This window comes from Pseudarthrobacter sp. BIM B-2242 (assembly GCF_014764445.1).
GTDB lineage: Bacteria > Actinomycetota > Actinomycetes > Actinomycetales > Micrococcaceae > Arthrobacter > Arthrobacter luteus_A.
This window is the reverse complement of sequence record NZ_CP061721.1, coordinates 3,071,870-3,097,848: the sequence shown is the minus strand read 5'-3', so window position 1 is coordinate 3,097,848 and position 25,979 is coordinate 3,071,870. Positions and strand designations below refer to the sequence as shown.

23 protein-coding genes and 2 tRNA genes are annotated in these 25,979 nt (G+C 66.4%); 18 read left to right on the top strand and 7 right to left on the bottom strand.

What is annotated here, in order from left to right:
- The first annotated feature begins 47 nt into the window (after positions 1–47).
- The 5 genes from IDT60_RS14250 (at position 48) to IDT60_RS14230 (ending at position 4,929) form a co-directional block, all read left to right on the top strand.
- Complete coding sequence (locus IDT60_RS14250; RefSeq protein WP_164205760.1) at positions 48–440, top strand: VOC family protein; 393 nt, start codon at positions 48–50, stop codon at positions 438–440.
- A 43-nt stretch (positions 441–483) separates the two neighbouring features.
- Complete coding sequence (locus tag IDT60_RS14245) at positions 484–1,869, top strand: cystathionine beta-synthase (RefSeq protein WP_164205762.1); 1,386 nt, start codon at positions 484–486, stop codon at positions 1,867–1,869.
- A 15-nt stretch (positions 1,870–1,884) separates the two neighbouring features.
- Positions 1,885–3,048, top strand: coding sequence for a cystathionine gamma-synthase (locus tag IDT60_RS14240; protein WP_191079519.1), 1,164 nt, complete (start codon positions 1,885–1,887; stop codon positions 3,046–3,048).
- 61 nt (positions 3,049–3,109) lie between these two features.
- Positions 3,110–3,601, top strand: coding sequence for a helix-turn-helix domain-containing protein (locus IDT60_RS14235; RefSeq protein WP_191079518.1), 492 nt, complete (start codon positions 3,110–3,112; stop codon positions 3,599–3,601).
- On the top strand, positions 3,598–4,929 hold the full coding sequence (locus IDT60_RS14230; RefSeq protein WP_191079517.1) for an MFS transporter: 1,332 nt from the start codon (positions 3,598–3,600) through the stop codon (positions 4,927–4,929). The genes IDT60_RS14235 and IDT60_RS14230 overlap by 4 nt, the downstream gene beginning before the upstream one ends.
- A gap of 100 nt (positions 4,930–5,029) precedes the next feature.
- Here the strand turns inward: IDT60_RS14230 and IDT60_RS14225 are convergent, their stop codons facing one another.
- From IDT60_RS14225 to IDT60_RS14210, 4 genes are read right to left on the bottom strand one after another with little or no spacing between them, the layout of a single operon-like run.
- Complete coding sequence (locus IDT60_RS14225) at positions 5,030–6,238, bottom strand: acyl-CoA dehydrogenase family protein (RefSeq protein WP_191079516.1); 1,209 nt, start codon at positions 6,236–6,238, stop codon at positions 5,030–5,032.
- A gap of 9 nt (positions 6,239–6,247) precedes the next feature.
- Positions 6,248–7,774 (bottom strand): APC family permease, encoded by a 1,527-nt coding sequence (locus tag IDT60_RS14220; protein WP_191079515.1) that lies wholly within the window; start codon positions 7,772–7,774, stop codon positions 6,248–6,250.
- Between the two features lie 31 nt (positions 7,775–7,805).
- A complete protein-coding gene (locus tag IDT60_RS14215) occupies positions 7,806–9,017 on the bottom strand; it encodes a glutathionylspermidine synthase family protein (RefSeq protein ID WP_164205776.1) in 1,212 nt (403 codons plus the stop codon).
- Between the two features lie 2 nt (positions 9,018–9,019).
- Complete coding sequence (locus IDT60_RS14210) at positions 9,020–9,610, bottom strand: Tat pathway signal protein (protein ID WP_191079514.1); 591 nt, start codon at positions 9,608–9,610, stop codon at positions 9,020–9,022.
- Positions 9,611–9,783: 173 nt separating this feature from the next.
- Here IDT60_RS14210 and IDT60_RS14205 point away from each other — a divergent pair, with 173 nt between their 5' ends.
- From IDT60_RS14205 to IDT60_RS14170, 8 genes are all read left to right on the top strand, one after another.
- Positions 9,784–10,440 carry an MOSC domain-containing protein gene (locus IDT60_RS14205; RefSeq protein WP_191079513.1) on the top strand — a complete coding sequence of 219 codons (657 nt, stop codon included), beginning with the start codon at positions 9,784–9,786 and terminating at the stop codon, positions 10,438–10,440.
- Positions 10,441–10,856: 416 nt separating this feature from the next.
- Positions 10,857–13,091 carry a DEAD/DEAH box helicase gene (locus tag IDT60_RS14200; protein ID WP_191079512.1) on the top strand — a complete coding sequence of 745 codons (2,235 nt, stop codon included), beginning with the start codon at positions 10,857–10,859 and terminating at the stop codon, positions 13,089–13,091.
- A gap of 281 nt (positions 13,092–13,372) precedes the next feature.
- Positions 13,373–13,444 (top strand) — tRNA-Thr (locus tag IDT60_RS14195).
- Positions 13,445–13,505: 61 nt separating this feature from the next.
- Positions 13,506–13,579 (top strand) — tRNA-Met (locus IDT60_RS14190).
- Between the two features lie 140 nt (positions 13,580–13,719).
- Positions 13,720–14,502, top strand: a complete 783-nt coding sequence (gene yidC / locus IDT60_RS14185; protein ID WP_191079511.1) for a membrane protein insertase YidC — start codon at positions 13,720–13,722, stop codon at positions 14,500–14,502.
- 105 nt (positions 14,503–14,607) lie between these two features.
- On the top strand, positions 14,608–15,165 hold the full coding sequence (locus IDT60_RS14180) for a dihydrofolate reductase family protein (RefSeq protein WP_191079510.1): 558 nt from the start codon (positions 14,608–14,610) through the stop codon (positions 15,163–15,165).
- Between the two features lie 36 nt (positions 15,166–15,201).
- Entirely contained in the window at positions 15,202–15,858 is a 657-nt protein-coding gene (locus IDT60_RS14175; RefSeq protein ID WP_191079509.1) for an SDR family oxidoreductase, read from the top strand.
- A gap of 170 nt (positions 15,859–16,028) precedes the next feature.
- A complete protein-coding gene (locus IDT60_RS14170) occupies positions 16,029–17,600 on the top strand; it encodes a Na+/H+ antiporter (RefSeq protein ID WP_191079508.1) in 1,572 nt (523 codons plus the stop codon).
- Positions 17,601–17,620: 20 nt separating this feature from the next.
- On the opposite strand, the gene IDT60_RS14165 is transcribed toward IDT60_RS14170, so the two are convergent.
- Positions 17,621–18,823: an ROK family protein gene (locus tag IDT60_RS14165; protein ID WP_191079507.1), complete on the bottom strand. Its 1,203-nt coding sequence runs from the start codon at positions 18,821–18,823 to the stop codon at positions 17,621–17,623.
- 152 nt (positions 18,824–18,975) lie between these two features.
- Between IDT60_RS14165 and IDT60_RS14160 the strand changes: the two genes are divergently transcribed.
- From IDT60_RS14160 to IDT60_RS14140, 5 genes are all read left to right on the top strand, one after another.
- Positions 18,976–20,697 carry a glycoside hydrolase family 13 protein gene (locus IDT60_RS14160; protein ID WP_191079506.1) on the top strand — a complete coding sequence of 574 codons (1,722 nt, stop codon included), beginning with the start codon at positions 18,976–18,978 and terminating at the stop codon, positions 20,695–20,697.
- 37 nt (positions 20,698–20,734) lie between these two features.
- Complete coding sequence (locus IDT60_RS14155; RefSeq protein ID WP_191079505.1) at positions 20,735–21,676, top strand: aldo/keto reductase family oxidoreductase; 942 nt, start codon at positions 20,735–20,737, stop codon at positions 21,674–21,676.
- A gap of 166 nt (positions 21,677–21,842) precedes the next feature.
- The gene (locus IDT60_RS14150; protein WP_164205797.1) at positions 21,843–22,706 is read left to right on the top strand and encodes a CoA ester lyase; all 864 of its coding nucleotides are present in this window, start codon (positions 21,843–21,845) and stop codon (positions 22,704–22,706) included.
- Between the two features lie 28 nt (positions 22,707–22,734).
- Positions 22,735–23,676, top strand: coding sequence for a DUF2797 domain-containing protein (locus tag IDT60_RS14145; RefSeq protein WP_191079504.1), 942 nt, complete (start codon positions 22,735–22,737; stop codon positions 23,674–23,676).
- 20 nt (positions 23,677–23,696) lie between these two features.
- Positions 23,697–23,921 (top strand): DUF3188 domain-containing protein, encoded by a 225-nt coding sequence (locus IDT60_RS14140; RefSeq protein WP_191079503.1) that lies wholly within the window; start codon positions 23,697–23,699, stop codon positions 23,919–23,921.
- Here the strand turns inward: IDT60_RS14140 and IDT60_RS14135 are convergent.
- Positions 23,911–25,587 (bottom strand): SulP family inorganic anion transporter, encoded by a 1,677-nt coding sequence (locus tag IDT60_RS14135; protein ID WP_191079502.1) that lies wholly within the window; start codon positions 25,585–25,587, stop codon positions 23,911–23,913. The genes IDT60_RS14140 and IDT60_RS14135 overlap by 11 nt on opposite strands.
- Complete coding sequence (locus IDT60_RS14130; RefSeq protein ID WP_164205803.1) at positions 25,584–25,964, bottom strand: metalloregulator ArsR/SmtB family transcription factor; 381 nt, start codon at positions 25,962–25,964, stop codon at positions 25,584–25,586. Before IDT60_RS14130 ends, IDT60_RS14135 begins: the two co-directional genes overlap by 4 nt.
- Positions 25,965–25,979: the final 15 nt, after the last annotated feature.

Here is a 25,979-nt window from a genome sequence, read left to right as displayed (position 1 = left end):
TGGCGCGGGGCGTCCGCGCCTTCCCCTCGCATTCAAAGGAGCATGCAGTGGCTGGAGTTGTGCATTTCGAGATCCCCACAGAAAACAAGGAACGCGCCAACACGTTCTACGAAAGCGCATTCGGCTGGAATCTGGTCCCCATGCAGGGGATGGACTACACCAGCGCCATCACCACGCCGTCGGACGAACAGACAGGGATGCCGAGCACGCCCGGGGCGATCAACGGCGCCCTGTTTCCGCGTACGGACAGCCTCAAGACCCCCATCATCACCATCGACGTGGAGGACCTTGACGCTGCGCTGGCACAGGTCGAATCCGCCGGCGGGTCGGTAGCCCAGCCCAAGGACGCCGTTCCCGGCATGGGCTGGTACGCCTATTTCAAGGACACTGAAGGCAACATCATGGGCCTCTGGCAGACGGATTCCTCGGCGGGCAGCTGACCCCGGGGAAGGGCCCGCCGTGGCAGGCGGTAGCTTTGTAGGTATGAAGTACGCGCAGTCCGTCCTGGACCTCATCGGAAACACGCCGCTCATCAAGCTCAACCATGTGACGGACGGCATCAAAGCCACTGTCCTGGTCAAGCTGGAATACATCAATCCAGGCGGTTCCATCAAGGACCGCATCGCGGTGAAGATGATCGAAGAGGCCGAACGGACCGGCAAACTGCTGCCCGGCGGCACCATCGTTGAGCCGACCTCCGGCAACACCGGCGTTGGTCTGGCACTCGTGGCCCAGCAGAAGGGCTACAAGTGCATCTTTGTGGTGCCGGACAAGGTGGGCGAGGACAAGCGCGCCGTCCTCCAGGCATACGGGGCCGAAGTTGTGGTCACGCCCACCTCCGTGGCCCCGGACAGCCCGCAAAGCTACTACAGCGTCTCGGACCGGCTCGTCACCGAAATCCCTGGCGCCTACAAGCCGGACCAGTTCTCCAACCCGGCCGCTCCGCGCAGCCACTACGAGACCACCGGCCCGGAAATCTGGCGCGACACCGACGGCAGGATCACGCACTGCGTGATCGGCGCCGGCACCGGCGGCACCATCACCGGCACCGGCCGCTTCCTGAAGGAAGTTTCCGCTGACCGCCCCGAGGCGGACGGCGGCCGGGTCCGGATCATCGGCGCCGACCCCGAAGGGTCGGTCTACTCCGGCGGCACCGGCCGCCCGTACTTCGTTGAAGGCGTCGGCGAGGACATGTGGCCGGCCAACTACGACAAGGCCGTGCCGGATGATGTCATTGCGGTCAGCGACGCCGAGTCCTTCGAGATGACCCGCCGCCTGGCCCGCGAGGAAGGGCTGCTGGTGGGCGGCTCGTCGGGCATGGCCGTGGTGGCTGCCCTGCAGGTGGCCAAGGACCTGCCGGAAAGCGCCGTGGTGGTGGTCATCCTGCCGGACTCCGGCCGCGGCTACCTTGCCAAGATCTTCAACGACCAGTGGATGCGTTCCTACGGCTTCCTGTCCGGCGGCGAGGAAGCGTCAGTGGGCGAGGTCATCAAGACCAAGAACGGCGAACTGCCGGACCTGGTGCATATCCACCCCAATGAGACCGTCCGCGATGTCATCAACATCATGAATGAATTCGGCGTCAGCCATATCCCGGTCCTCTCCCAGGAACCGCCCGTGGTGATGGGCGAGGTCCTCGGCGCCGTGGATGAGCGGACCCTGACGTCCAAGCTGTTCCGCGGCGAAGCGAAGCTGACGGACAAGATTTCTGAGCACATGGGGGAGCGGCTGCCGGTCATCGGCTCGCTGGAAACCATTTCCGCCGCCCGGGAGCTGCTCTCCGACGTGGACACCGTGATGGTGACCTTCGTTGGCGCCCCGGTGGGCATCCTCACCCGCCACGACCTCCTCGCCTACCTCAGCAACTAGCTTCGAAGGAGCACCATGACTGCCTCTGAAAACCAGGGCTTCAACACCCGCGCCGTCCACGCAGGCCAGGCCTTCGAGCCCCGCACCGGTGCCGTGGTCCCGCCCGTCCACTTCAGCTCCACCTACGCCCAGGACGGGATCGGCGGACTCCGCGACGGCTACGAATACGGCCGCGGCACCAACCCCACCCGTGATGCGCTGCAGGAGCAGCTCGCCGCGCTCGAAGGCGGCACCCACGCCTACTCCTTCAGCTCCGGCCTCGCGGCGGAGGACTCCCTGATCCGGGCGCTGACCCGGCCCGGGGACCACATCGTCCTCGGCAACGACGCCTACGGCGGCACGTACCGGCTCATCAGCCGCGTCCTTGGCGACTGGGGGATCGGCAACACCCCCGTGGACATGGCGGACCTGGACGCTGTGCGCTCTGCCGTGGCGGCGAACAAGACCCGCTTCGTGTGGGTGGAGACCCCCTCCAACCCGCTGATGAAGATCACCGACATCGAGGCACTCGCCAAGGTGGCGCACGACGCCGGGGCCCTCCTCGTGGTCGACAACACCTTCGCGTCGCCCTACCTGCAGACCCCGCTCGCCCTGGGTGCCGACGTTGTGGTCCACTCCACCACCAAATACATTGGCGGCCACTCCGACGTAGTGGGCGGCGCAATTGTGGTCAAGGACGCGGACCTCGCGGAAAAGATCGGCTTTGTCCAGTTCGCCGTCGGCGCGATTTCCGGCCCGATGGACGCCTTCCTCACCACCCGCGGCCTGAAGACGCTCGGCGTGCGCATGGACCGGCACAGCGACAACGGCCAGGCCGTGGCCGAATGGCTGCTTGAGCGCCCCGAGGTGGAGGCCGTCCTGTACCCGGGCCTGCCGTCGCACCCCGGCCACGATCTGGCCAAAAAGCAAATGAAGAAGTTCGGCGGTATGGTGTCCGTCCAGTTCAAGGGCGGCGAAGCAGCGGCCCGCACCGTCGCGGAAAACACCTCCGTGTTCACCCTGGCCGAGTCCTTGGGCGGCATCGAATCGCTGATGAACTATCCGTCGGAGATGACCCACGCCTCGGTCAAGGGCACGGAGCTGGCCGTCCCGGTCAACCTCATCCGGCTGTCCTGCGGCATCGAGGACATCGAGGACCTCATCGCGGACCTGGAGCACGCGTTTACCTTCCTGAAATAACTCTGTCGCCGCTGATAAAGGCACCCTGGCTTTCTTGAAGAAAGTTAGCTAGGGTGCCTTTATGGCACTCCGATCCGACTGGTCCCAACGCTCCTGCAGCATGGCACGCGGCCTCGACATCCTGGGCGACCCCTGGAGCATGCTGGTGCTCCGCGAGGTCTTCTTTGGCAACGGGCGCTTCGACGCCATGAAGTCCCGGCTGGCGGTGGCTGACTCCGTACTCACCAAGCGCCTGACAGGGCTGGTGGAGGCCGGCCTGCTGGCCAAAAGGACCTATGACGACGGCGGCCGGCCCCGTCAGGAGTACGTCCTGACGTCCATGGGTGAGGATGCGCTTCCGGTGCTGAACGCCGTGGTGATGTGGTCCGAAAAGCACCTCCCGGCACCCTCAGCGGAGGCACACATGTTCGTGATCCATACCGGCTGCGGGCAACGGACCGGTTCGGCTGACACGTGCACCCATTGCGGGGAACGGCTCACGGCCGCCAACACCAGCTGGCACAGCCTTACCCGCTCGGAAGCCCCCATCAACCTCGCCACGGCCGCCGCATGAGAGTCACGAAATCGCGCCGGCGCCGCCGCCTGCACCCGGCCTGGATCGTCGCGGCCGTTGCCTTCCTGACATTGGTCGGCGCCGCCGGATTCCGGGCCGCACCGGGTGTCCTGATGGTGCCGCTGCAGCAGGAGTTCGGCTGGTCCACCACCGTGCTCTCGGCAGCAGTCAGCATCAACCTCGTGCTGTTCGGCCTGACCGCCCCGTTCGCCGCGGCCCTGATGGAACGCTTCGGGATCCGTGCCGTCACCGCCACCGCCCTGGTGATGATCGGTGCCGGCAGTGCGCTGACTGTCCTGGTTAATCAGTCCTGGCAGATCCTGCTCACGTGGGGCCTGCTGATCGGGCTGGGCACGGGCTCCATGGCGCTCGTCTTCGCCGCCACCATCGCCAATACGTGGTTCTCCAAGAGCCGTGGCCTGGTCATCGGTATCCTGACCGCCGGGAGCGCTGCGGGCCAGCTTGTGTTCCTGCCATTCATCGCCATGCTGGCCCAGGATCCGGGCTGGCGGCAGGCCTCGCTGTTGATCGCCGCCGGCGCACTCGCCGTGGTTCCGCTGGTGCTGAAGTTCCTCAAGAACTCACCGGCCGACGTCGGCGCCCTGCCATACGGGGAACCCGCTCCTGAGGAGGGAGCGGCAGCGTCGGCCGCTGCTGCGTCCCCTGCCGCGGACAGCGGACGCAGCAGCAACGCTGCCGTGCGCGCCCTTCAGATCCTCAAACGGGCCAGCCGGGAGCGGACGTTCTGGGCGCTGGTAGCCGGCTTCGCGATCTGCGGCGCCACCACAAACGGCCTGATCGGCACCCACTTCATCCCCTCCGCGCACGACCACGGCATGCCCCAAACCACCGCAGCGGGCCTGCTCGCCGTCGTCGGGATCTTCGACATCGTGGGAACCATCGCCTCCGGCTGGCTGACCGACCGCTACAACCCCAAAGTCCTGCTGGCCGTCTACTACCAGTTCCGGGGGATCGGGCTGCTGGTGCTGCCGCTGCTCCTGAGCGCCACCGTCCAGCCGAGCATGATCGTGTTTGTGGTGATTTATGGCCTGGACTGGGTGGCCACGGTCCCGCCCACCGCAGCGATCTGCCGCAAGACGTTCGGGGCGGACGGCAGCGTGGTGTTCGGGTGGGTCTTCGCTGCACATCAGCTGGGTGCGGCTGCAGCTGCCCTGGGCGCCGGTGCCATCCGTGATGCCACCGGCGAGTACACCTACGCCTGGTTCGGGGCCGCGGCCATGTGCACCATCGCCGCCGCTATCAGCGCGACGATCCGGAAGGACAAGACTGACAATGACCCCGTGCCTGTCCCGGTGACAGCAGCCTAAGAACCCGCGGCCTGGCATCCCAACTAGGTAGCGCTAACTGTCGTTATGAGCCCTCAAAACGACAGTTAGCGCTACCTAGTTGGGCGGGGCGCCGGCGGGTCTACCGGAACGCGCCGAGGCCCGTGACGTGCTGGCCCAGCACCAGGGTGTGGACTTCGTCCGTGCCTTCATAGGTGCGGACAGACTCCAGATTAGCGGCGTGCCGCAGCGGGGAGTAGTCCAGGGTGATGCCGTTGCCGCCGAGGATCGAGCGGGCTTCGCGGGCGATGGCGATGGCTTCGCGGACGTTGTTCAGCTTGCCGAGTGAGATCTGTTCAGGCCGCAGTTTTCCGGCGTCCTTCAGGCGGCCCAGGTGGATGGCCAGCATGGTGCCTTTTTGGATCTCCAGCAGCATGTTAACCAGCTTCTCCTGCGTCAGCTGGTACCCGGCCAGGGGTTTGCCGAACTGCAGCCGCTCCAGGGAGTACGCCAGGGCAGCCTCATACGAATCACGCGCCGCCCCCATGGCACCCCAGGCGATCCCGTAGCGCGCCTCGTTCAGGCATGTGAACGGCGCCCGCAGGCCCATGGCGGCCGGCAGCATGGCCTCGGGACCCAGCCGGACGCCGTCGAACGTTATATCGCACTGGACGGAGGCACGCATGGAAAGCTTCCGGGGGATCGGCGTGGCGGTGACCCCCGGCGTGCCGGCCGGCACCAGGAAGCCGCGGATGCCGTCGTCCGTTTTTGCCCAGACCACCATCACCCCGGCCACGGAAGCCAAGCCGATCCAGCGCTTGGCTCCGTCAAGGACCCAGCCGGCTTCATCACCGGAACCGTCCCGGCGGGCAAACGTGGTCATGGAGGACGGATCCGAACCCGCCGACGGTTCGGTCAGGGCAAAGCACCCGATGACTTCGCCGGCGGCCATCCGGGGGAGCCACTCCTGCTTCTGGTCCTCCGAACCCCACTTGTGGATGGCCGTCATGGCCAGTGAGCCCTGCACGGACACGAAAGTGCGGATCCCGGAGTCGCCGGCCTCGAGTTCCATGGCGGCAAGGCCGTATTCGACGGCGGATCGGCCGGGGCAGCCATACCCTTGAAGGTGCATCCCCAGGACGCCCAGTTCGCCGAGTTCCGGTGCCAGTTCCAGCGGAAAGTGGGCGTTGTCATACCAGGATGCGATGTTTGGTTTGATCCGCTGGTCGGTGAAGTCCCGGATCCGTTGCTGGAGGGCGTGCTCGTCGGAGCTCAGCAGGGCGGCCAGAGCCAGGACATCGGAAGGGTCTTCAGCGGGAGGCACATCGGCAGTGGGTTCAGCGTTGCTCATGGGAGCATCCTAGGCCGACGCCGCCGGGGCGCCGGCCGTGGCCGGTTTTCCCGTGAAGTAGTCCCGCGTTGAGGGCAGGAACCGGCACACGACGGCCAGCACCACGCCCAGCGCCAGGAGCACCACGCCGCTGACAAACGCTCCGCCGATGCCGAAGATCTGCGTGTCGCCGTAGGCCGGATCCCACATCTGGACCGCGGAGATAAAGAATGCCGCAGTCAGGATCAGGGCGCCCACGAGGGGAAGGATTCCCCGGAACCAGAGGTTGCGTGCCGAGCTGCGGAGGGTGTTGCGGAAGTACCAGACACACGCGAAGCCCGTCAGGGCGTAGTAGAACGCGATGAACAGGCTGATGGCGCTGATGGAATCGGACAGCAGGTTCTCGCTGAGGAAGCTCATGGCCACGTAGTACACGACGGCGGCCGCACCCATGACCTGCGTGGAGAACCCGGGTGTCTGGTTGCGCTTGTGGACCTCGCCGAACTTCGGCGGCAGCGCGCCGTGCACACCCATGGAGAGCGTGCCGCGGGCCGTCGGCAGGATGGTGGTCTGCGTGGATGACAGAACCGAGGCCAGAACGGCCACGATGATCAGCCAGCCCCAGGGTCCAAGGACCACGTCCTTCATGGCCAGGAACACATCGCTCTGGTTCGCCTCGTTGCCGAGGCCGATTCCCTCGGTTCCAACCGTGGCGTACATCATCACCAGAAGGGCCACGGAGACGTAGATTGCCACCAGGACGAAGGCTGAGGTGACGGCGCCGCGCCCCGGGGTGGTGGCGGGATTTTCGGTTTCCTCGTTCACGGCAAGGCAGGTGTCCCAGCCCCAGTAGATGAAGAGGGCCAGTAACGCCCCGTGCACCACGGCGCCGGGATCTGCGAAGGCGCCGGCCGGGTTGAACCACTCAAAGTCGAAAGCCTGGCCTTCGGGGGCGCCGCCCGCGATCCTGATGACGATGGCCAGAGCAAAGATTCCCAGCGAGACATACTGCACGTAGGTCAGGACACGCTGGACGTGCTCGCCCAGCCGGATGCCCCGGTAGTTCACCAGGGTCATAAAGACGATGAACAGCACGCCGGTGCCCGTAACCACCGCCTTGTTTTCGGCCAGCGAGCCGTCCCCGATCAGCAGCCACAGGTACTGCCCGGCCACCTGCGCCAGGTTGGCGAGGACCACGATGCCGGCCAGGGCCACGCCCCAGCCGCCCAGCCAGCCGGCCCACGGACCGAACGCCCGGCGGGACCACGTAAACGTGGTGCCGCAGTCAGGCATGGCGCTGTTCAGCTCACGGAAGGCGTAGGCGATGAACAGGACCGGGATAAAACCCAGGATCAGGATCAGCGGGGTGTAGTTGCCGTTGACGGCCACGATCAGGCCCAGCGTGGCCGCCAGCGAATAGACCGGCGCGGTGGACGCCAGGCCCAGCATGACCGAGTCACCGAGGTCCAGGATTCCCGCGCGGAGTCCCTTCGCCGGGACGGCACCGCCGGCACCCCCGCCGGAGCCGCCGCCCGCCGTCGTCGTCTCCGTGCTCATGCGGTCACCGGGATCGGAAGTGTCAGGGGGCTCATAGGGCGATACCTGCTTTGCTTGAGTGGGCCTGCGCTGAAAGCGGCGCCGGGGCGTCAATGGTGTTGGGCACAAACCGGCAGAAGTAGTCGGTGATGGGGCCATCCGATTCCCGGATTCCGCAGCCCACGGATTCCCCGTCGACAACCCAGAGGCCCAGGACGGGATGGTTGCCGTCGAAGTCGGGCAGCGGCTGGTACTGCTGGTAGCACCAGCCCTCGCGGCCGTACCCGCCGGGCTGCTCCAGATTGATGCCCGGGGCGTGGATCCTGATGTTGTCGCCTTCGCGCCCGTGCAGCGGCTTGGCCACCCATTCCGTCAGGGGGCCGGGCTCGTTGAGATAGGCGGGCAGGAGGTTTGGATGGTTCGGGTACAGGTGCCAGAGCGCGGCGAGAAGTGCTTTGTTGGAGAGCAGCATCTTCCACGCGGGCTCCACCCAGCGGGGGTTGTGTGCCCGCTGCAGCAGACGGTGCCCGAACGGCTCCTTCATCATCAGCTCCCACGGGTACAGCTTGAACATGGTGTTGATCATGAAGTTGTCCAGGTCCACAAAGCGGTTCAGGTTGGGATCCCAGCCGATATCGGACATGTTGATGCCAATGGTGGTCCAGCCGGCCTGGCTTGCAACATCACGCATGTAGGCGGCCGTCATCCAGTCCTCGCCGGACTCCTCGGCCTCGGAATGGGCTATGTGAAGGGTGCTCATCCCCGTGCGGTACTGCATCTTCTTCCACTGCCGGATCAGCGCCTCGTGAATGCCGTTCCACTGGTCCTTCTCAGGGAACACATCCTGCAGCCAGAACCATTGCGCCACGGCGGCCTCGATCAGGCCGGTGGGGGTGTCGGCGTTGTACTCGAGCATCTTGGCCGGACCGCCCTGGCCGTCATAGATGAAGTCGAAGCGCCCGTAGATGTCCATATCCCCGGCCTGCAGCGATTCGGCGGCAAGCTCCAGGGCCTGCGGGCCGATGCCGATGGTGCCCATGGCGCCGGTGGCAAGGAACTTGGCCGCTTCCAGGCACATCCTGTGCATGTCCTCGGCCTGGATCTCGAGTGACTCCACCTCATCGAGGGTGAACTCGTAATAGGCGGATTCGTTCCAGTATTCGATCTTCCGGCCGTCGGGCATGGTGGTGGTGGAGAAGACCAGGCCCTGCTCTTCGATCTTCTGCTTCCAGTCAGGCCTGGGCTCCGATAACAGCCGCTTCACGCCTAGCCCCCCGTGCTTCCGCCCTTGGAGCTGCTGCCGAAGCCGCCCCTGCTGACCGTTCCGCCCTTGGTGCTGTAGCCGGTGGAGGCTTTGGCGCCGCTGGGGATGGTATTGGTGTAGCTCGGGTACGCGGACCGGTTCTGGCCCACCGCGGGCACGCTGGCGCCGCGGGAGTAGAAGTACCACGCATAGAGCGCGCCGCCGCGGCCCGCCGAGCTGTTGCACTGGGTATCTTCCACGCGCTCGCCGGTCTCATCGTTGAAACACACCTGCGCGTACTCAGGCTCGTCCTCATTGCTTGCCACGATGGCGGTGATGGTTCCGGCCAGCAGGGCAGTGACGCCCAAACCCACGACGACGGTGCGGCGCTGGGAGCGCTTCTTGCGGGTGGCTGCCTCGTGGCTCTGGCGCTCGCGGTCGCGGGCGAAGGGATCCACCGGAGTGACGGGTTCGTTCAGGAGCTCAGGCCGCAGCTCCGGCCTGGGTACCTGCCAGGGCGGCGGTTTCGGCGCGTCCTTGGCCCCGTCCTGTCCCTGTTGGTCCTTGGCCTGGCCGTTGTCCGGACCATTGCCCTGGTCCTTATCCGGGTCCATGACGTCCCCCCTTGGTAGTCCATGCTGAAAGTGGGCGCAGCGGCGCGCCGGAAGTTCAATCCTGAAAGTCAGCCTAGCCGGTGCCCCGGCCGGCTGCGAGCGGAAAGCCGGGGGAGAAGTACCCACCCGGCCGCCCGGGCTCCACTCACGCCCGGGGAATCTACACTGGTGCCATGGAAACCGCTTCTGTGCTTGCTGTCTGCCGTGTCCACCAGCTCCTGCCGGATGACTCCAGCGTGGGTGTGACGGCCATCGACAAGCGGCCGGTGGAGGGGCCTGTGAAGGTGCACAAGCTGGGCCTCCGGGGTGATATCCAGGCCAACCGCGTGCACCACGGCGGCCCGGATCAGGCTATTTATGCCTATGCCCAGGAGGACGCTGACTTCTGGGCGGGTGAACTGGGCCGCGAACTGCCGCCGGGCATCTTCGGCGAGAATCTCCGCGTTTCCGGCATCGACGCCACCGGAGCAGTGATCGGTGAGCGCTGGAAGATCGGCCTGGACGTGGAACTGGAAGTCACCTCGCCGCGGACGCCATGCTCGGTCTTCCAGCGGCGCCTTGCCGAACCGCAGTTCGTCAAGCGCTTCACGGAAGCCGGGCGGGTGGGCACGTACCTCAGGGTGATCCGCACCGGCAGCATCGAGGCGGGGGACTACATCCACCGGATCTTTGTGCCCAAACACGGCATCACCGTGGGCAAGTGGTTCAGCGACCCTGACCTGGAGTCCATGGAGCTTCTCCGGGATGCCGACGCCGATGGGGAGATCCGCCTGCAGCAGCCCGAATTCAGCAAGAAGTTTGAAGCCCTGACGCGGCGGCTGGGCGGCTAGCTGAGCGCCTCAGTGCGCAGCCATGAGGCACCACCGGAAGCTGTGTGCGCAAGCTCACCGCCGTCGTCGTGCGTTCAATTAGCAGCAAAGCGGACCTGTACCTTACACTTGAAATATCCCCCACTCCGGAAATCCCTTATTCCTGCCCAATTTTTGAGGCAGGACTGGCAAGTGTTGGGGCCCGCACATGCGATGCGGGCATTTTCATAGGGAGAGCCGGCTAAAGAAAACGCTGTACAGACTGCTGGGATAGCAGCCAAGAGATGCAGCGGGAAGTCCTGCCACGGGATTGCGAAAGCGCCGGACTTCCAGTGACCGGCCGGTCAATGGATGCCCGGCACCCACGGCACACGTACTGCGGCTCCGCTCACCTCGGGTAGTGCCGCCTGGCCCCCTATGGATGAGGAAATTTCCCTATGCCCGAAAATCAGAATGACGCTACCGCCGAAGCGGTAACCGCCGAAACCGCCACCGTCGAGTTCACCGAGGCCGTTGTCCCCGCAGCAGAGCCCGCCGCTGAAACCGAAGCTCCCGCCGTCGAGGCTCCCGTTACCGAAGCACCTGCCGCCGAAGCGCCCGCCGCCGAAGCGCCCGCCGCTCCCGCCAAGACCGAGGAAGCACCTGCCGCTCCCGCCAAGACCGAGGAAGCATCCGCAGCCCCGGCCGAGGAAGAGGAAGAGGGCATCAAGTTCGCCGATCTCGGCATCGACGGCCGCGTCCTCGCCGCCTTGCAGGACGTCGGCTACGAAAAGCCGTCCCCGATCCAGGCAGCAACCATCCCGCTGCTGCTCGAAGGCCGCGACGTCGTGGGCCTCGCCCAGACCGGCACCGGTAAGACTGCAGCATTCGCAGTACCGGCACTGTCCCGCCTGGCCGAGCTCCACGACCTCAACGGCCCGTCACGCAAGACCCAAGCCCTGGTCCTGGCTCCGACCCGCGAGTTGGCGCTCCAGGTTGCCGAGGCCTTCACCTCGTACGCCAAGCACATCGATGACTTCACCGTCCTCCCCGTATACGGCGGCTCCGCCTACGGCCCCCAGCTCGCCGGCCTGCGCCGCGGTGCCCAGGTTGTTGTCGGTACGCCCGGCCGTGTGATCGACCACATCTCCAAGGGTTCTTTGGACCTGTCCGAACTCCAGTACCTGGTGCTGGACGAGGCCGACGAGATGCTGCGCATGGGCTTCGCCGAAGACGTGGAGCAGATCTTCCAGCAGACCCCCTCGGACCGCCAGGTCGCGCTGTTCTCCGCCACCATGCCGGGCCAGATCCGCCGGATGTCCAAGCAGTACCTGAACAACCCGGCCGAGATCTCGGTGAAGTCCAAGACCACCACCGGCGCCAACACCCGCCAGCGGTACCTGCAGGTCATGGGCCCGCACAAGCTCGACGCGCTGACCCGCATCCTCGAGGTGGAAGAGTTCGACGGCGTTATCGCCTTCGTGCGCACCAAGATGGCCACCGAGGACCTGGCTGACAAGCTGAAGTCCCGCGGTTTCCAGGCTGCCGCCATCAACGGCGACATCCCGCAGCAGCAGCGCGAGCGCACTGTTGACGCGCTGAAGGAAGGCCGCATCGACATCCTGGTGGCCACCGACGTCGCCGCCCGCGGCCTTGACGTTGAGCGCATCAGCCACGTGGTCAACTACGACATCCCGCACGACACCGAGTCCTACGTCCACCGCATCGGCCGCACCGGCCGCGCAGGCCGTTCCGGCGACGCCATCCTGTTCATGACGCCGCGGGAGAAGTACCTGCTGCGCTCCATCGAGAAGGCCACCCGCCAGCCGGTGGAACAGATGCACCTGCCCACGGCCGAGACCGTGAATACGCTGCGCCTGGGCAAGTTCGCCGAGAAGATCACCGAGACCCTCGAGTCTGAGGACGTTTCGGCGTTCCGTGATCTGATCGCCTCCTACGAGCAGGAGCACAACGTTCCGGCTTCGGAGATCGCTGCCGCGCTGGCCGTCATGGCGCAGGGCGGACAGCCGCTGCTGGTCAAGGAACTGCCTGCAGCTCCTGAGTTCCAGAAGCGCGAACGCTCCAAGGACGGCTTCGGCTCACGTGGCCCCACCCGCACGCTCACCGAGGGCAACGCCACCTACCGGATCGCCGTGGGACGCCGCCAGCGCGTTATGCCCGGCTCCATCGTGGGTGCCATTGCCAACGAAGGCGGCATTTCCTCCGCCCAGATCGGCGGCATCGACATCCGCTCGGACCACTCCCTGGTGGAGCTCCCGGCAGACCTGAGCCCCGAGCAGCTGCGCGCACTGTCCCGTACCCGGATCGGCGGCGAACTGATCCACCTCGAGCTGGACAACGGCCGCAAGCCTTCCGGCGGCGGCGAGCGTGGCGGCTACCAGGGCAACCGTGGCGGCGACCGCGGCGGTTACTCCGGCGGCGGCGACCGTGGCGGCAACTTCAAGGGCGCCGGCGGGTTCAAGAAGGACTTCCGCAAGAACGACGGCGAGCGTTCCTCCGCTGACCGTGGTGGCCGCTCGTACAGCGACCGTTCAGAGCGCAGCGTTGGTGCCGACAGCGGTTCCAGCCGCGGCCAGGCCAGCGACTCCCGCTTCGGCGGCCACGGCGACGGTTCACGCAAGCCCCGCACCGAGGGCGGCCAGGGCGGTTTCAACCGCAAGGGCAAGTGGTAACCGTCAGCTAGCCTGACACGTTCTCCCAAGGGGCCGGCTTTCGAGCCGGCCCCTTGGCATTTAACGCAGCGACGACGGCGGCGCCCCACCCTCCGCCGTCGTTCCCGGTTGACGGTGCAACGTCCCCCGCAAACGTGACCACTCTCACGCCGCCGGATGTGGCGGCCGAGGGGCTTCCTGGGGCCTGAAAAGCCCGCCAACGCTAGTGTTTAGGCCTTTTTGGCTCCTATGCGGCCTCGATTTGTTGGTGGCCAAATCTTCCGGTAGAGTATTTACTCGTTGCCCCCCTAGCTCAGTGGTAGAGCGCGTTCTTGGTAAGAACGAGGTCACCGGATCGATTCCGGTGGGGGGCTCTGAATGAGGGCCTGTGTCAAGGCGGTTTTTGACCGGCTTGCGCAGGTTTTTCTCATTCGTGGCGGTGTAGCTCAGTTGGTTAGAGCGCACGACTCATAATCGTGAGGTCGGGAGATCGAGCCTCCCCACCGCTACAGGACAGGCCCCCGGAATCCCCCGAGATTCCGGGGGCTTTTCTGTATCACGGGCACGCCGGCGGCACTGGCGCGGGCGGGGCAGTGACAAGCGCCGTATTTCGCCGTAGCTTTGGCAGCACCTGGCGAAGGGGATACCGGTGGACTTCTTCGAAACATTCATGGTTCCGTTCAAGTGGCTGGTGTCCGCCGTTATGGTGTGGTTCCACGATGCCCTGAGCAGCATTGGCATGCCCGCTGCGAGCGGCTGGACGTGGACGTTGTCCATCATCGCGCTGGTGGTCATCATCCGGGCCGCCTTGATTCCGGTATTCCTGAAGCAGGTCAACGCCCAGCGCCGGATGCGGCTCCTGCAACCGGACCTGAAGAGGCTGCAGGACAAGTACAAGGGCCGGTCCGATCCGCAGTCCCGGCAGGCCATGGCGCAGGAGCAGATGGCGCTGTACAAGGAACACGGAACCAATCCTTTCTCCGCTTGCCTGCCCATGCTGATCCAAGTGCCGTTCTTCTTCGCCCTCTTCCAGGTCCTTTCCGGAATCACGTCGGCGGCCGGGCGAGGGCAGGGCATCGGGGCGATGAGTCACGGGCAGGTGGTGCAGTTCGACCAGTCGAGCATTGTTGGTGCCACGTTGTCAGCTTCGGTGCTGCACGGCGGTCAGGGCGATCCGGCTGCGGTGGCGGTCCTCACGGTCCTGATGATCCTGGTGATGACGGCCGCGCAGTTCATCACGCAGCGGCGCATCATGGCCAGGAGCATGCCCGAGGACGCCCCGGACAACCCCCTGGTTCGGCAGCAGAGGATTATCCTGTACGCCCTGCCGATCGTCTTCGGCGTGGGCGGCATCCTCTTTCCGATCGGCGTCCTGATCTACTGGACCACCACCAACCTGTGGACCATGGCGCAGCAGTTCTTCGTCAAGTGAGAGGCGAGGTCTCGGCGCTTTGGGCGGGCGTTAGCGCCGGGATGTCGCCGCTCGGGGCGGGCGGGGGGCCTGTTCACGGGCGGAGGGCGGCGGCACAATAAGCGGATGGGCAAGCTCATCTACACAGGCATCGCGTCACTGGACGGCTACGTGGCGGACCGGAACGGCGACTTCGGCTGGAGCATGCCGGACGAGGAGGTCCACAGCTTCGTTAACGACGTCGAACGCGAGGCCGGCACCTACCTGCTCGGGCGCCGCATGTACCAGGTCATGTCTGTCTGGGAAACCCTCGGCACCGCGGACGCTCCGGACTATATCCAGGACTATGCCCGGATCTGGCAGGGGGCAGACAAAGTTGTCTACTCCTCCTCGCTGGCCACCGTCGAGACCGCCCGCACGAGGATCGAACGGACATTTGACGCCGACGCGGTCCGGCAATTGAAGGACAGCACAGAAGCAGATCTCGGCGTTGGAGGCTCCACTCTCGCCGCTGCCGCCCTCAGGGCCGGGCTCGTGGACGAGTGCAGGCTTTTCGTCAACCCGGTGGCCGTCGGCGGCGGCCTGCGGTTCCTGCCGGACGGACTGAACCTGAAGTTTGAACTCCTCGACGAACGAAGATTCGGCAACGGAGTGGTCTATTTGAGCTACCGCGTTCTCGCCTGACAGCTTTACGCGCCGCTTGCGGGCACAATGGGAGCCATGACCCGCATCGCTATCATCGGCGGCCACGGCAAAGTGGCCCTTCACCTGTCCACGCTCCTCGCCACAGAGGGCCACAGCGTCACCTCGATCATCCGCAACCCGGACCATGCCGCAGACGTTGCGGCAACGGGGGCGACGCCGTCGGTCCTTGATGTTGAAAATTCGACGACGGCGGCCATCGCCGACGCACTCAGCGGCCACGATGCCGTGGTCTGGTCAGCCGGTGCCGGGGGCGGGAACCCAACGCGCACCTATGCGGTGGACCGTGATGCTGCCATCCGTTCCATGGATGCTGCGGCGCAGGCCGGCGTAGGGCGCTATGTCATGGTGTCCTACCTAGGCGCCGGCCCGGACCACGGCGTCCCGGCCGACAACCCGTTCTTTGCCTACGCGGACGCCAAAGCGGCGGCGGACGAGTACCTGCGCGGCACCGGCCTGGCCTGGACCATTCTGGGCCCGGGGAGCCTGACGGACCAGCCGGCCAGCGGCCTGATCGAGGTCAACCCGCCACGGGACGGCAACGGGGCCACCTCGCGCAGCAACACGGCCAGCGTGGTTGCGGCTGTACTGGATTTACCCCGGACGGCGGGGCGGACCATCGAGTTCCGCGACGGCACCCTGCCCATTGCGGCAGCCCTGGAACCGCTGGCCTGACGATCCAACCGGCGCAGCCCGTCCAGCCGGCGCAGCCCGTCCAGCCGGCGCAGCCCGTCCGGCCGGCGCAGCCCGGAAGGCGGCCGGTGCCGGCGCCGCTAAACTGAGACCGGCGGCAGGCGCCTCCCACCGGGCGGCAGGACAGGCCGCCCCGTTGGGGAAGCAGGCACATGGATCAGTTGGCACTCATCATCGGGCTACTGTTGGCCACCGTTGTGGCCGTCGGCCTGGGGGACCGCCTCCGGCTGCCGTATCCGGTGCTGATGCTCATCCTGGCTGCAGCCCTCACCTTCATCCCGGGATTCCCGGACCTGGACATCGCGCCTGAGCTGATCCTGCCCATCTTCCTTCCACCGCTGCTCTTTGCCACGGCCCAGCGCAGCTCGTGGGCCGTTTTCCGGGTCCGCTGGCGGACGCTGCTGATGCTGGCCGTCGCATTGGTTGTCATCACCACGGCAGTGGTGGCGGGCGCCGCCTGGCTGCTGATCCCCGGGATCGGCATTCCCGCGGCCATCGCCCTGGGCGCCATGGTTGCTCCTCCGGATCCGGTTGCGGTGGAGTCTGTAGCGGGCCGGGTCCACATGCCCCGGCGGCTCATCACCGTGCTGCAAAGCGAAGGCCTCTTCAACGATGCCGCCGCCATCGTCATCTTCCAGGCGGCGGTGGCTGCGGCGGTGGGCGGCACAGAGCTGGGATCCGACGTCGTCCTGAAGTTTGTCATCGGCGCTGCCGTTGCCGTGCTGGTCGGCGTCGCCATGGGCTGGCTCACCGCCCTGATCACCCGCCTGGTGGCTTCGATGGTGGCCCGCAGTGCCGTGACGCTCGTGGTGCCGTTCGCCGCCTACATCCTGGCCGAGGAGGTCCACGCCTCCGGCGTCATCGCTGTGGTTGTCACCGCCCTGGAGATGAAGCGCCATTCACGCCCGGAAGATGCGGCCGAGAGGATCACCCGGACCGCTTTCTGGGATGTGGTGGAGCTGCTTGTCACAGGCCTGGCATTCGGGCTCGTGGGACTCGAAATCCGGCACGTCATCCAGGACGAAGGCAACGATATCTGGGGCATGCTCGGCGTTGCGGTGCTGGTGTGCGTCCTCGTGTTCGCTGTGCGGTTCCTCTGGATGGCGGTCCTGGCGCTGGGCGCACGGAAGCGCAGGAACCTCCTGCAGCCCGGCTCCGCCAAGGAAGTCCTGATCCTGACGTGGTGCGGCATGCGCGGACTGGCCACCCTGGCCCTTGCGCTGGCGCTGCCCCTGACGCTGGCGGACGGAACACCCTTCCCGGCCAGGGACTACATGCTGGTAATCGCCTGCGCGGTGCTCCTGGCCACGCTGGTCCTCCCCGGCCTGACGCTCCCGTGGCTGATGCGCGTCCTCAAAGCCTCAAACGACGGTTCGGAGGAACGCGATGCCGCCAGGGTCCTGGCCAAGCGGGCACAGGCCGCCGCTTTCGCGGCCCTGAAGGAGCATGACCTGATGAAGGACCTGCCGCCCGAGAAAGTGGCACTGGTCAAGGAAAAGATGGGCCGCCTGCACGCCGAACTCCTGGACGGCAGCCTCCGGAACGAATCCGTTGCCGACCTCCGGAGCAGGGGCCGCGGGCTGGCCATCGCTGTCCAGACGATCGCCCTCGATGCTGCCCGGCAGGAAGTGGTGACGGCACGCAACGAGCCGGATATGGACCCCGAAGTAGCGGACAGGGTGTTGCGCCAGCTGGACCTGCGGACCATGATCATGCCCGAATAGCCGTGCAGCACCGGGGCGGGTCAGGCGCTCCGGGCGAGTTCCAGGTCCAGGCTGTTCTTCTCCACGTAGTCGAGGGCGCAGCGGACGGCGCCGACTGTCACCACGGAAGCGCCCAAGGGGGACACGGCCACCCGCGGGGGAGTGGCTGTGTAAAGGGGCAGGCGTTCGGTGATCGGCTTCAGGAGCACGCCCGCGGAATTGGCCACGGCGCCGCCGAGCACCACAAGTTCAGGGTTGGTCATGGTGGCGATAGCCCCGATGACCCTCGCCATCCTGTCGGCCAGGCGGGCCAGTATTTTCAGCGCCACAGCGTCCCCGGCGGCTGCGGCCGCGAAGACCTGTTCGGCCTCGGCGCCTTCGGCGGCGAACTCCCGGAGCGATGTTTTGGCGTTGCCGGCCAGGGCGTCGGCAGCCCACGTCCTGGCCATTGCTGCGATGCCGTAGGTGTCTCCCACGCCCTCCAGCAGTTCGAGGAACGCGAGTTCCCCGGCGCCGCCGCCGCGGCCGTGCAGCAGCCGCCCGCCGTCGATCACCCCTGAACCCAGGCGTTCGCTGGCCAGGATCACCACAACGTCGTCCACGCCGGCGGCTGCCCCGCGCCAGCGGTCTCCGAGGGCTGCCAGGTTGGCGTCGTTTTCCAGCAGGACGGTCCAGCCCCGGCGCTGGTGCAACGCGGACTTCAGCCCGACGTCGAACAGTCCCCAGAAGTGCTGGGTGGTCAGCACCTCGCCGTTGCGGTCCACGGGGGCCGCGATTCCGGCGCAGGCGGCCAGGACGTCGTCGGGGGAGGCTCCCACGCTATGGAGCGCCATCATGGCGGCCTTGTCAATGCCGGCAATGCGCTCCTCGGCTGAAATTTCGGCATCCGTGAAGGGCTGGCTGGCCCGTCCCAGCGCGTTGCCGCGCAGGTCGGACACCACCACGGTGGCCTTGAGGATGCCCACATCCATGCCCAGGACGTATCCGGCCCGTTCGTTGAGTTCAAACCGGCGTGCCGGCCTGCCCTTCTGGTAGCCGCCGAATGCGCGTTGGTTTTCCAGTTCGCGGATCCAGCCCCGGTCCATGAGCTCCTCGCAGACGGAGATGGCGGTGGCCCGGGTCAGCCCCGTGGCGTCCATAACTTCCGTGACAGTCACTGCCTGTGAGACGCGGAGGAAATCCAGCACTGCTCCGGCGCTGACGCGCCGCAGCAGCTGGGGTGTTGCTGAGGTAATTTCCGCCATGGTGTTGACCTCCCTGTCTCCTGCACGACATGATACTTGAGGAACTAAATTTAGATCAAAAATGAACGCGCGCGGAGCCGTCAGACAGATTTCTAAATCCACCAGCCAATAACCCGCCACAATGAACCCGCCACAATGAAAAGGATCAACCCTTGCCCACCACTGCCACGCTGGCAACCCTGTCCGATTCAGCCCTCACCGCCGACCCCAACTGGTGGCGGCAGGCTGCTGTCTACCAGATCTACCCGCGCAGCTTCGCCGACTCAAACGGTGATGGCCTCGGTGACATCAAGGGCATCACCGCCAAGGTCCCGTACCTGAAAACGCTGGGGATCGACGCCGTGTGGCTGAGCCCGTTCTACCCGTCGGCTCTCGCTGATGGCGGCTATGACGTGGACGACTACCGCAACGTGGATCCCAAGCTCGGCACCCTGGCGGACTTTGACGAGATGGCCAAGGCACTGCACAGCGCCGGCATCAAGCTGATCGCCGATATCGTCCCCAACCACTCGTCCAACCGGCACGAATGGTTCCAGGAGGCGCTTGCCTCGCCGAAGGGTTCCGCCGCCCGTGACCGCTATATCTTCCGGGACGGGCTGGGCGAAAACGGCGACCAGCCGCCGTCGGACTGGGACTCCGTCTTCGGCGGGCCGGCTTGGGAGCGCATCACCGAACCTGATGGGACCCCCGGCCAGTGGTACCTGCACATCTTCGCGAAGGAGCAGCCTGACCTGAACTGGGCCAACCGCGAAATCCGCGACGACTTCCTGAAGACCCTGCGTTTCTGGTCCGACCGCGGCGTGGACGGCTTCCGTGTAGACGTGGCCCACGCCCTGACCAAGGACCTCACCGAACCGCTGCTCTCGAAGATGGAACTGTCTGAGGCGAACAGCGGCACCGACGGTTTCGACGACGGCTCGCACCCTTTCTGGGACCGCGACGAGGTCCACGACATCTACGTTGAGTGGCGCGAGGTCTTCAACGAGTACAACCCGCCGCGCACCGCCGTCGCCGAGGCCTGGGTGCACGCCACCCGCCGCGCCCGCTACGCCAGCCCTGAAGGCCTGGGCCAGGCCTTCAACTTCGACCTCCTCCAGGCAGACTTCGACGCCGAGGAATTCCGCGAGATCATCACCCGCAACCTGGCCGAGGCCAAGGAGACCGGGGCATCGTCCACCTGGGTCTTCTCCAACCACGACGTGGTCCGCCATGCCACCCGCTACGGCCTGCCCAAGGCAGCGAAAGGACCTGCCGACAAGAAGCCCGCCAAGGGCCAGGACGGCAAGGCGTGGCTGCTGGCAGGCGGTCCCCAGGACGAGCTGGACGTGGAACTGGGCGAGCGGCGTGCCCGGGCCGCCACACTGCTGATGCTGGCCGTACCGGGTTCCGCGTATCTCTACCAGGGCGAGGAGCTTGGCCTGCAGGAAGTGGCGGACATCCCGGATGGAGACCGCCAGGACCCGACGTTCTTCCGCAGCAAGGGTGTTGAGGTGGGCCGGGACGGCTGCCGGGTGCCGCTGCCGTGGAAGGTCGAGGGGACGTCCTTCGGGTTCGGCGCCGACGGTGCCCACCTTCCGCAGCCGGACTGGTTCAGCAAGTACGCGGTGGAGGCTCAGGACGGCACCGAAAACTCCACCCTAGAGCTGTACCGCAAGGCCCTGAAATTCCGCCGGGAGCTCCAGGCGGAGGAGGAACTGGACTGGATCGAGACCGGCAACCCGGAGGTCCTGCACTTCAGCCGTCCCGGCGGCTGGCAGTCAGTGACCAACTTCGGGGACACCGCCGTCGGGCTTCCCGCCGGCGAGGTCCTCATCAGCAGCGTCAAGCTGGAAGACGGCAAGCTGCCCGCCAACAGCACAGCGTGGCTGCGCTGATGACTTCGCCGGGAGTGGCGGGCGGGGAGACCGCCTGATGCAGGAACTCATCTATGGCTGCATGGGCCTGGGCGGCAGCTGGTCCGACGAGCCACACGGCACCGACCATGTGGACGAGGCCGCTGCCGCCGTTGAGGCTGCGCTGGCCGCGGGCATCACGCTGTTCGACCACGCGGACATCTACCGCAGCGGAAAGTCCGAGGCCGTGTTCGGCGAAGTGCTGGCAGCAACGCCCGGGCTGCGGGACCGCATCCGGCTGCAGACCAAGTGCGGGATCCGGCTCAACGAACGCGGGCTGGCCACGCATTATGACCTCAGCAGGGACGCCATCCTCGAACGGGTCAGGGGCAGCCTGAAGCGGCTGCAGACTGACCATGTGGACGTGCTCCTGCTGCACCGCCCCGACCCCCTGACACATCTGGGCGAGGTGGCGGGCGCCGTCGGGCAGTTGCTGGCAGAAGGGGCAGTGCGGCAGGTGGGCGTGTCCAACATGTCCGGCGCGCAGATCCATGCGCTGCAGGACCGGCTGGACGTGCCCGTCGTGGCCAACCAGCTGGAGATGAGTCTGCTGAAGCGGGCGTGGCTGGAGAGCCAGGTTCTGGTGAACCATCCCGACTCGCTGGACTACGCCTTCCCGCACGGCACGGTGGAGTATTGCACCAGCAACGGAGTGACGCTCCAGGCCTACGGATCGCTGGCGCGGGGGCTGTACACCGGCGCGGCGCCGGAAGACCCGACGTCGGCCGAGACCGCCACGGCTGCCCTCGTCCGGGACCTGGCAGGCAAGTACGGCAGCACGGGGGAGTCTGTCCTCCTCGGCTGGCTCATGAAGCATCCGGCCGGGATCGCGCCGGTGATCGGCACCGTGAACCCGGCGCGGATTGCGGCGTGCGCGGACGCAGGCCGGGTGTCAGAGGCCATGACCCGGGCCGACTGGTACGGACTGTGGATCGCAGCCCGGGGAACCAACCTCCCCTAACCCAACTAGGTAGCAGTAGGTGTCGTTTTGAGCCGTCATAACGACACTTGCTGCTACCTACATGGGCATCCAGGTGGCGTGGGCGGTGCCGGTAATGTTCGTATTGGTCGCCCCGTCAGGCAATCCTGCTTAGCGCTCGCAGTGCCCGGCCGGATACGGTAGATACATGACCTCTACCATCGCCACCGAGACTGTTCGGCCTGAGCGCAACATCCCAGCTGAAATCGCCCGTTCCTGGCTTCTGGTCAACGCGATGAAAACCGAACTGTTTGACCAGTCGGCTGTTTCCCGCGCTGACTCGATCATTTTGGACATCGAAGACGCCGTGGACCCGTCGCAGAAGGACCAGGCGCGCGGAAACGTTATTGACTGGCTGAGCGGCGGCGGCAAGGCCTGGGTCCGGATCAACGATGCCACCAGCCCGTTCTGGGCAGCGGACCTCGCCGGGCTGCGCGGCACTCCCGGCCTGCTCGGAGTCATGCTCGCCAAGACGGAGTCAGCTGACCAGGTGACCGAGAGCTTCCACCGCATGGATGGCAATACGCCGGTCATTCCGCTGGTGGAATCCGCGCTGGGCATCGAGGAGGCCAACCACATCGCCAAGGCGCAGGGCGCTTTCCGCCTGGCCTTCGGTTCCGGCGACTTCCGCCGCGACACCGGCATGGCGGCCACCCCCGAGGCCATGGCCTACCCGCGCGCAAAACTGGTTGTTGCCAGCCGCGTGGGCAACCTTCCAGGCCCCATCGACGGACCCACGGTGGGCACCAACCACCCCATCCTGCGCGAGCAGACCGGCATCACGGTCATGATGGGCATGACCGGCAAGCTGTGCCTGGCCATCGACCAGACCAACGTCATCAACGAGGTCATCAGTCCCACGCCGTCCGACGTCGCCTGGGCCACGGACTTTATGGCCGATTTCGAAGCCAACGGCCGCGTTATCCGCGACGGTTCTGACCTGCCCCGGCTGGGCCGCGCCGAAAAGATCATGAAGCTCGCAGTAGCCTTTGGAGTGCAGCCCGCGCTGTAGCACCCGAAGCTTCACACCAGGAGACCCCGTGACCGATACCCGTTATCTGGTCCACGGGGTCTTTTGGGACGGTGCCCCGGCCACGGAGGCAGGGCACGACGGCGGCAGCCCCGTTCTGCGCCTGCAGTCACCGGCCGGTGACTTCCGTGAGGTAAGCCTCCGGCGGGGGATCCGGCTGGGTTTCGACGTCACCTCCCCAGGCAGGTCCTGCCTGGGGCACCACAAGGTCCACTCGGCCACCAGCCGGACCCATGTCCTGTGCTCCGCCGGCGCGCCGGCAGCCAAGGGCAAACAGTGTGAACGATGCTTCGTGGCGGACCATTCCAGGCTCATCCACGACTTCCACCGCGGCGGCTACGTGCCGGACGGGCTGCGGACCTACCTGATGCAGGAGCACTGGCTGTATGTGGCGACGTTCGCCGGCGGAGCCAGCAAAGTGGGCACCGCATCGGACCTCAGGAAGTGGAACCGGCTTGCCGAACAGGGGGCTGTGGTGGCCAGCTACGTGGCACGGGCCCAGGACGGGCGCGTAGTGCGGATCCTTGAGGACATGGTCACCCGGGAGGCCGGACTCGTCCAGCAGGTCCGCTCCGCCGCAAAGGCAGGGGCACTGACCGGGCCGCGCCCCGCAGCCGAACTTGGGGACATCAATGCCCGGCACGCGGCCCGTGTCCGCAGCCTGCTTGACCGGACCGCCGTCGACGGTTTTGAGGTAGCTGATGAACGCTGGGTGCCGCCCGCGCAGGCTGCCGCACTCTGCAGGCCGGCGCTGCGCCACGCCTATCCGCATGCACTCGACGGCGGCCACCATGGTTTCACCATTGCGGGGCTCAGCGGAGCCAACGCCCTCGCCCTCCTGGATGGCACGGACTCGGAGTTCGTGGTGAACCTCGGCCGGCTCGCAGCACGCACACTCGTGCTGGGGGAGTTTTCCTCGGCTGTACCCGCTGTCCAGGAATCCCTGTTCTGAACGCTCGGTAGACTGTCACGGTGCTTAAAGAATTCTGGGAGTCCGCGCCCACCTCATACAAAGTCCTGGCGTTCGGTGCCATGGGGCTCATCGCCGTCGGGATCATCCTGAACCTGGTGGGCAACAGCACCAACAACCGCGACCTCGCCATGGCGTCCCTGGCGGTTATTGGCGCCGGGCTTGTGCTGCACATCGCGGGGATCGTGGTGCGAGGCCAGACCATCCGGAAGAACCTCAAGCGGTAGCGGCGGCTGCGTTCCGGCGAACGTGGCTGCGGGCGTGTTCCACGGCTGCCGGCAGGTCCTCGAACAAATGCTTGTGGTGGCGCAGCGAGCGGATCACGCCGACGTTGGTCACCAGGGCAAGGTGATCCGGCCGAACTCCCTTCAAAAGCACCGTGATGCCGCGCAGCTCCAGCGCGGAGATCACCTCCACCAGGGCGTGCGCGCCGGTGGCGTCAAGCATCCGCACCTGGGAGAGCCTGATGATGGCCACCTGAACGTCCCTGACCTGGCTGATCCCCTGGAGAATGCGTTCGGCGGCACCAAAGAACATGGCACCATCGAGCCGGAAGACTGCAATGTGCTCATCGCCGTCAGCGGCCGGTCCGGCAATCTCCTCACGCTGCACACTGCTCAGCGACGCGAATTTCCGCAGCGTGAAGAGGGCGGCAGCGGCCAGCCCGATCTGGATGGCCACAATCAGGTCGAACGCCACAGTGATGATGGCTGTGAGGATAAAGACCGCCGCATCCGAACGGGTTGAACGGAGGATCGCGGTCACGGTGCGCCGGGAAACCATCCGCGCCGCGGTGACCATCAGCACACCGCCGAGGGCCGCGAGCGGAATCCGTCCCACCAGTCCGGCTGCCAGGTAGACAATGGCAAGCAACACCACGGCATGCACCACGGCGGACAGCCGGGTCTTCGCGCCCGACCGCACATTCACGGCCGTCCTGGCGATGGCGCCGGTGGCGGGCATCCCGCCGAACAGGCCGGCGGCGATGGAGGCCAGGCCCTGGCCCGTGAGCTCCCGGTCCGGGCTGTAGGGGCCGCTCGGAGTTCCGTCCGGCCCGGCCATTCCTCCTGCCACGCGTGCAGAAAGCAGCGATTCGATGGCCGCGAGGGCTGCGATGGCGACGGCGGGCATCGCCAAGGCGCTCACGGAAGCCAGATCCATGGCAGGTACGGAGGGCGATGGCAGGGAGTGCGGCAGTTCGCCGATCCGGGGCACGTCCAGCCGCAGAAGTTCGGCAGCCGCCGTCGCCAGGAGCACCGCGAGGAGGCTGGCCGGCAGTGCCCGGAAATACTTTTGGACCAGGATCATTACGACGGCGACACCCGCCACGAGCGCGAGGGTCAGCACGACGGTGGGTGCCACTGCCACCGATGCCGCCTCAATGGCTGCGAGCAGTGTGTTGTGGCCCGGTGTGCCGGCCGTACCGGTGGCCAGCGGAACCTGCTGGAGGAAGATGATGGCGGCGATCCCCAGCGTGAAACCTTCCACCACCGGCCACGGAATAAAGGCCACGGCCTTCCCCAGGCCGCTGATGCCGAGCGCGCAGACCATCAATCCGGCCATCAGTGACACCAGGGCTACGCTGCCGGTCCCGTGCACCGCCACCACCGGCGCGAGGACCACCACCATGGCCCCTGTTGGTCCCGAGACCTGGACGTGGGAGCCGCCCATGACGGCGGCAACCAGTCCGGCCACGATCGCCGTGATGAGCCCCGCCTCCGCGCCCACCCCGGAGCTGACCCCGAACGCCAGCGCCAGCGGCAAAGCCACGATGCCCACCGTGATCCCGGCGAAAACGTCAGTCCGCCAGGAGAGCCGGAGCCCTGCGTAGTCCGCCCGGGACGGCAGGAAGCGGGAAAGTGCCAGCGAACCCGAACGCAGCCCGGTGCTCACGAGGCGGACTCCGCGGGCAGATGCCCGGCCGGCAGCTGCTGCGCCAGTCGGAGCTGTTCGTTGGAGTCGGCGAGGCTGTCCAGCAGGAAGGTGCGGGCAATGGCCAACAGCTGCGAAATCCCCGGGTGGGCCAGGCTGTAGGTCACCGCGTTGGCGCTCCGCACCGATGTCACCACTTTGTGCCTGCGCAGCGTGGCCAGGTGCTGGGAGAGGTGGGAGGCCTCCAGCCCTGTCTCGGCAAGCAGGTAGCTGACCGCTGCCGTGTTGTGCGGGGCGGCGGACAGGAGTTCGAGGATTCGGATCCGCGCGGGGTGGGCCAGTGCTTTGAAGAGGTTGGCCTTGATCTCGTACAGCGGAGCCTGGGCGGCAGTCAACATCGGGAACGCTCCTGA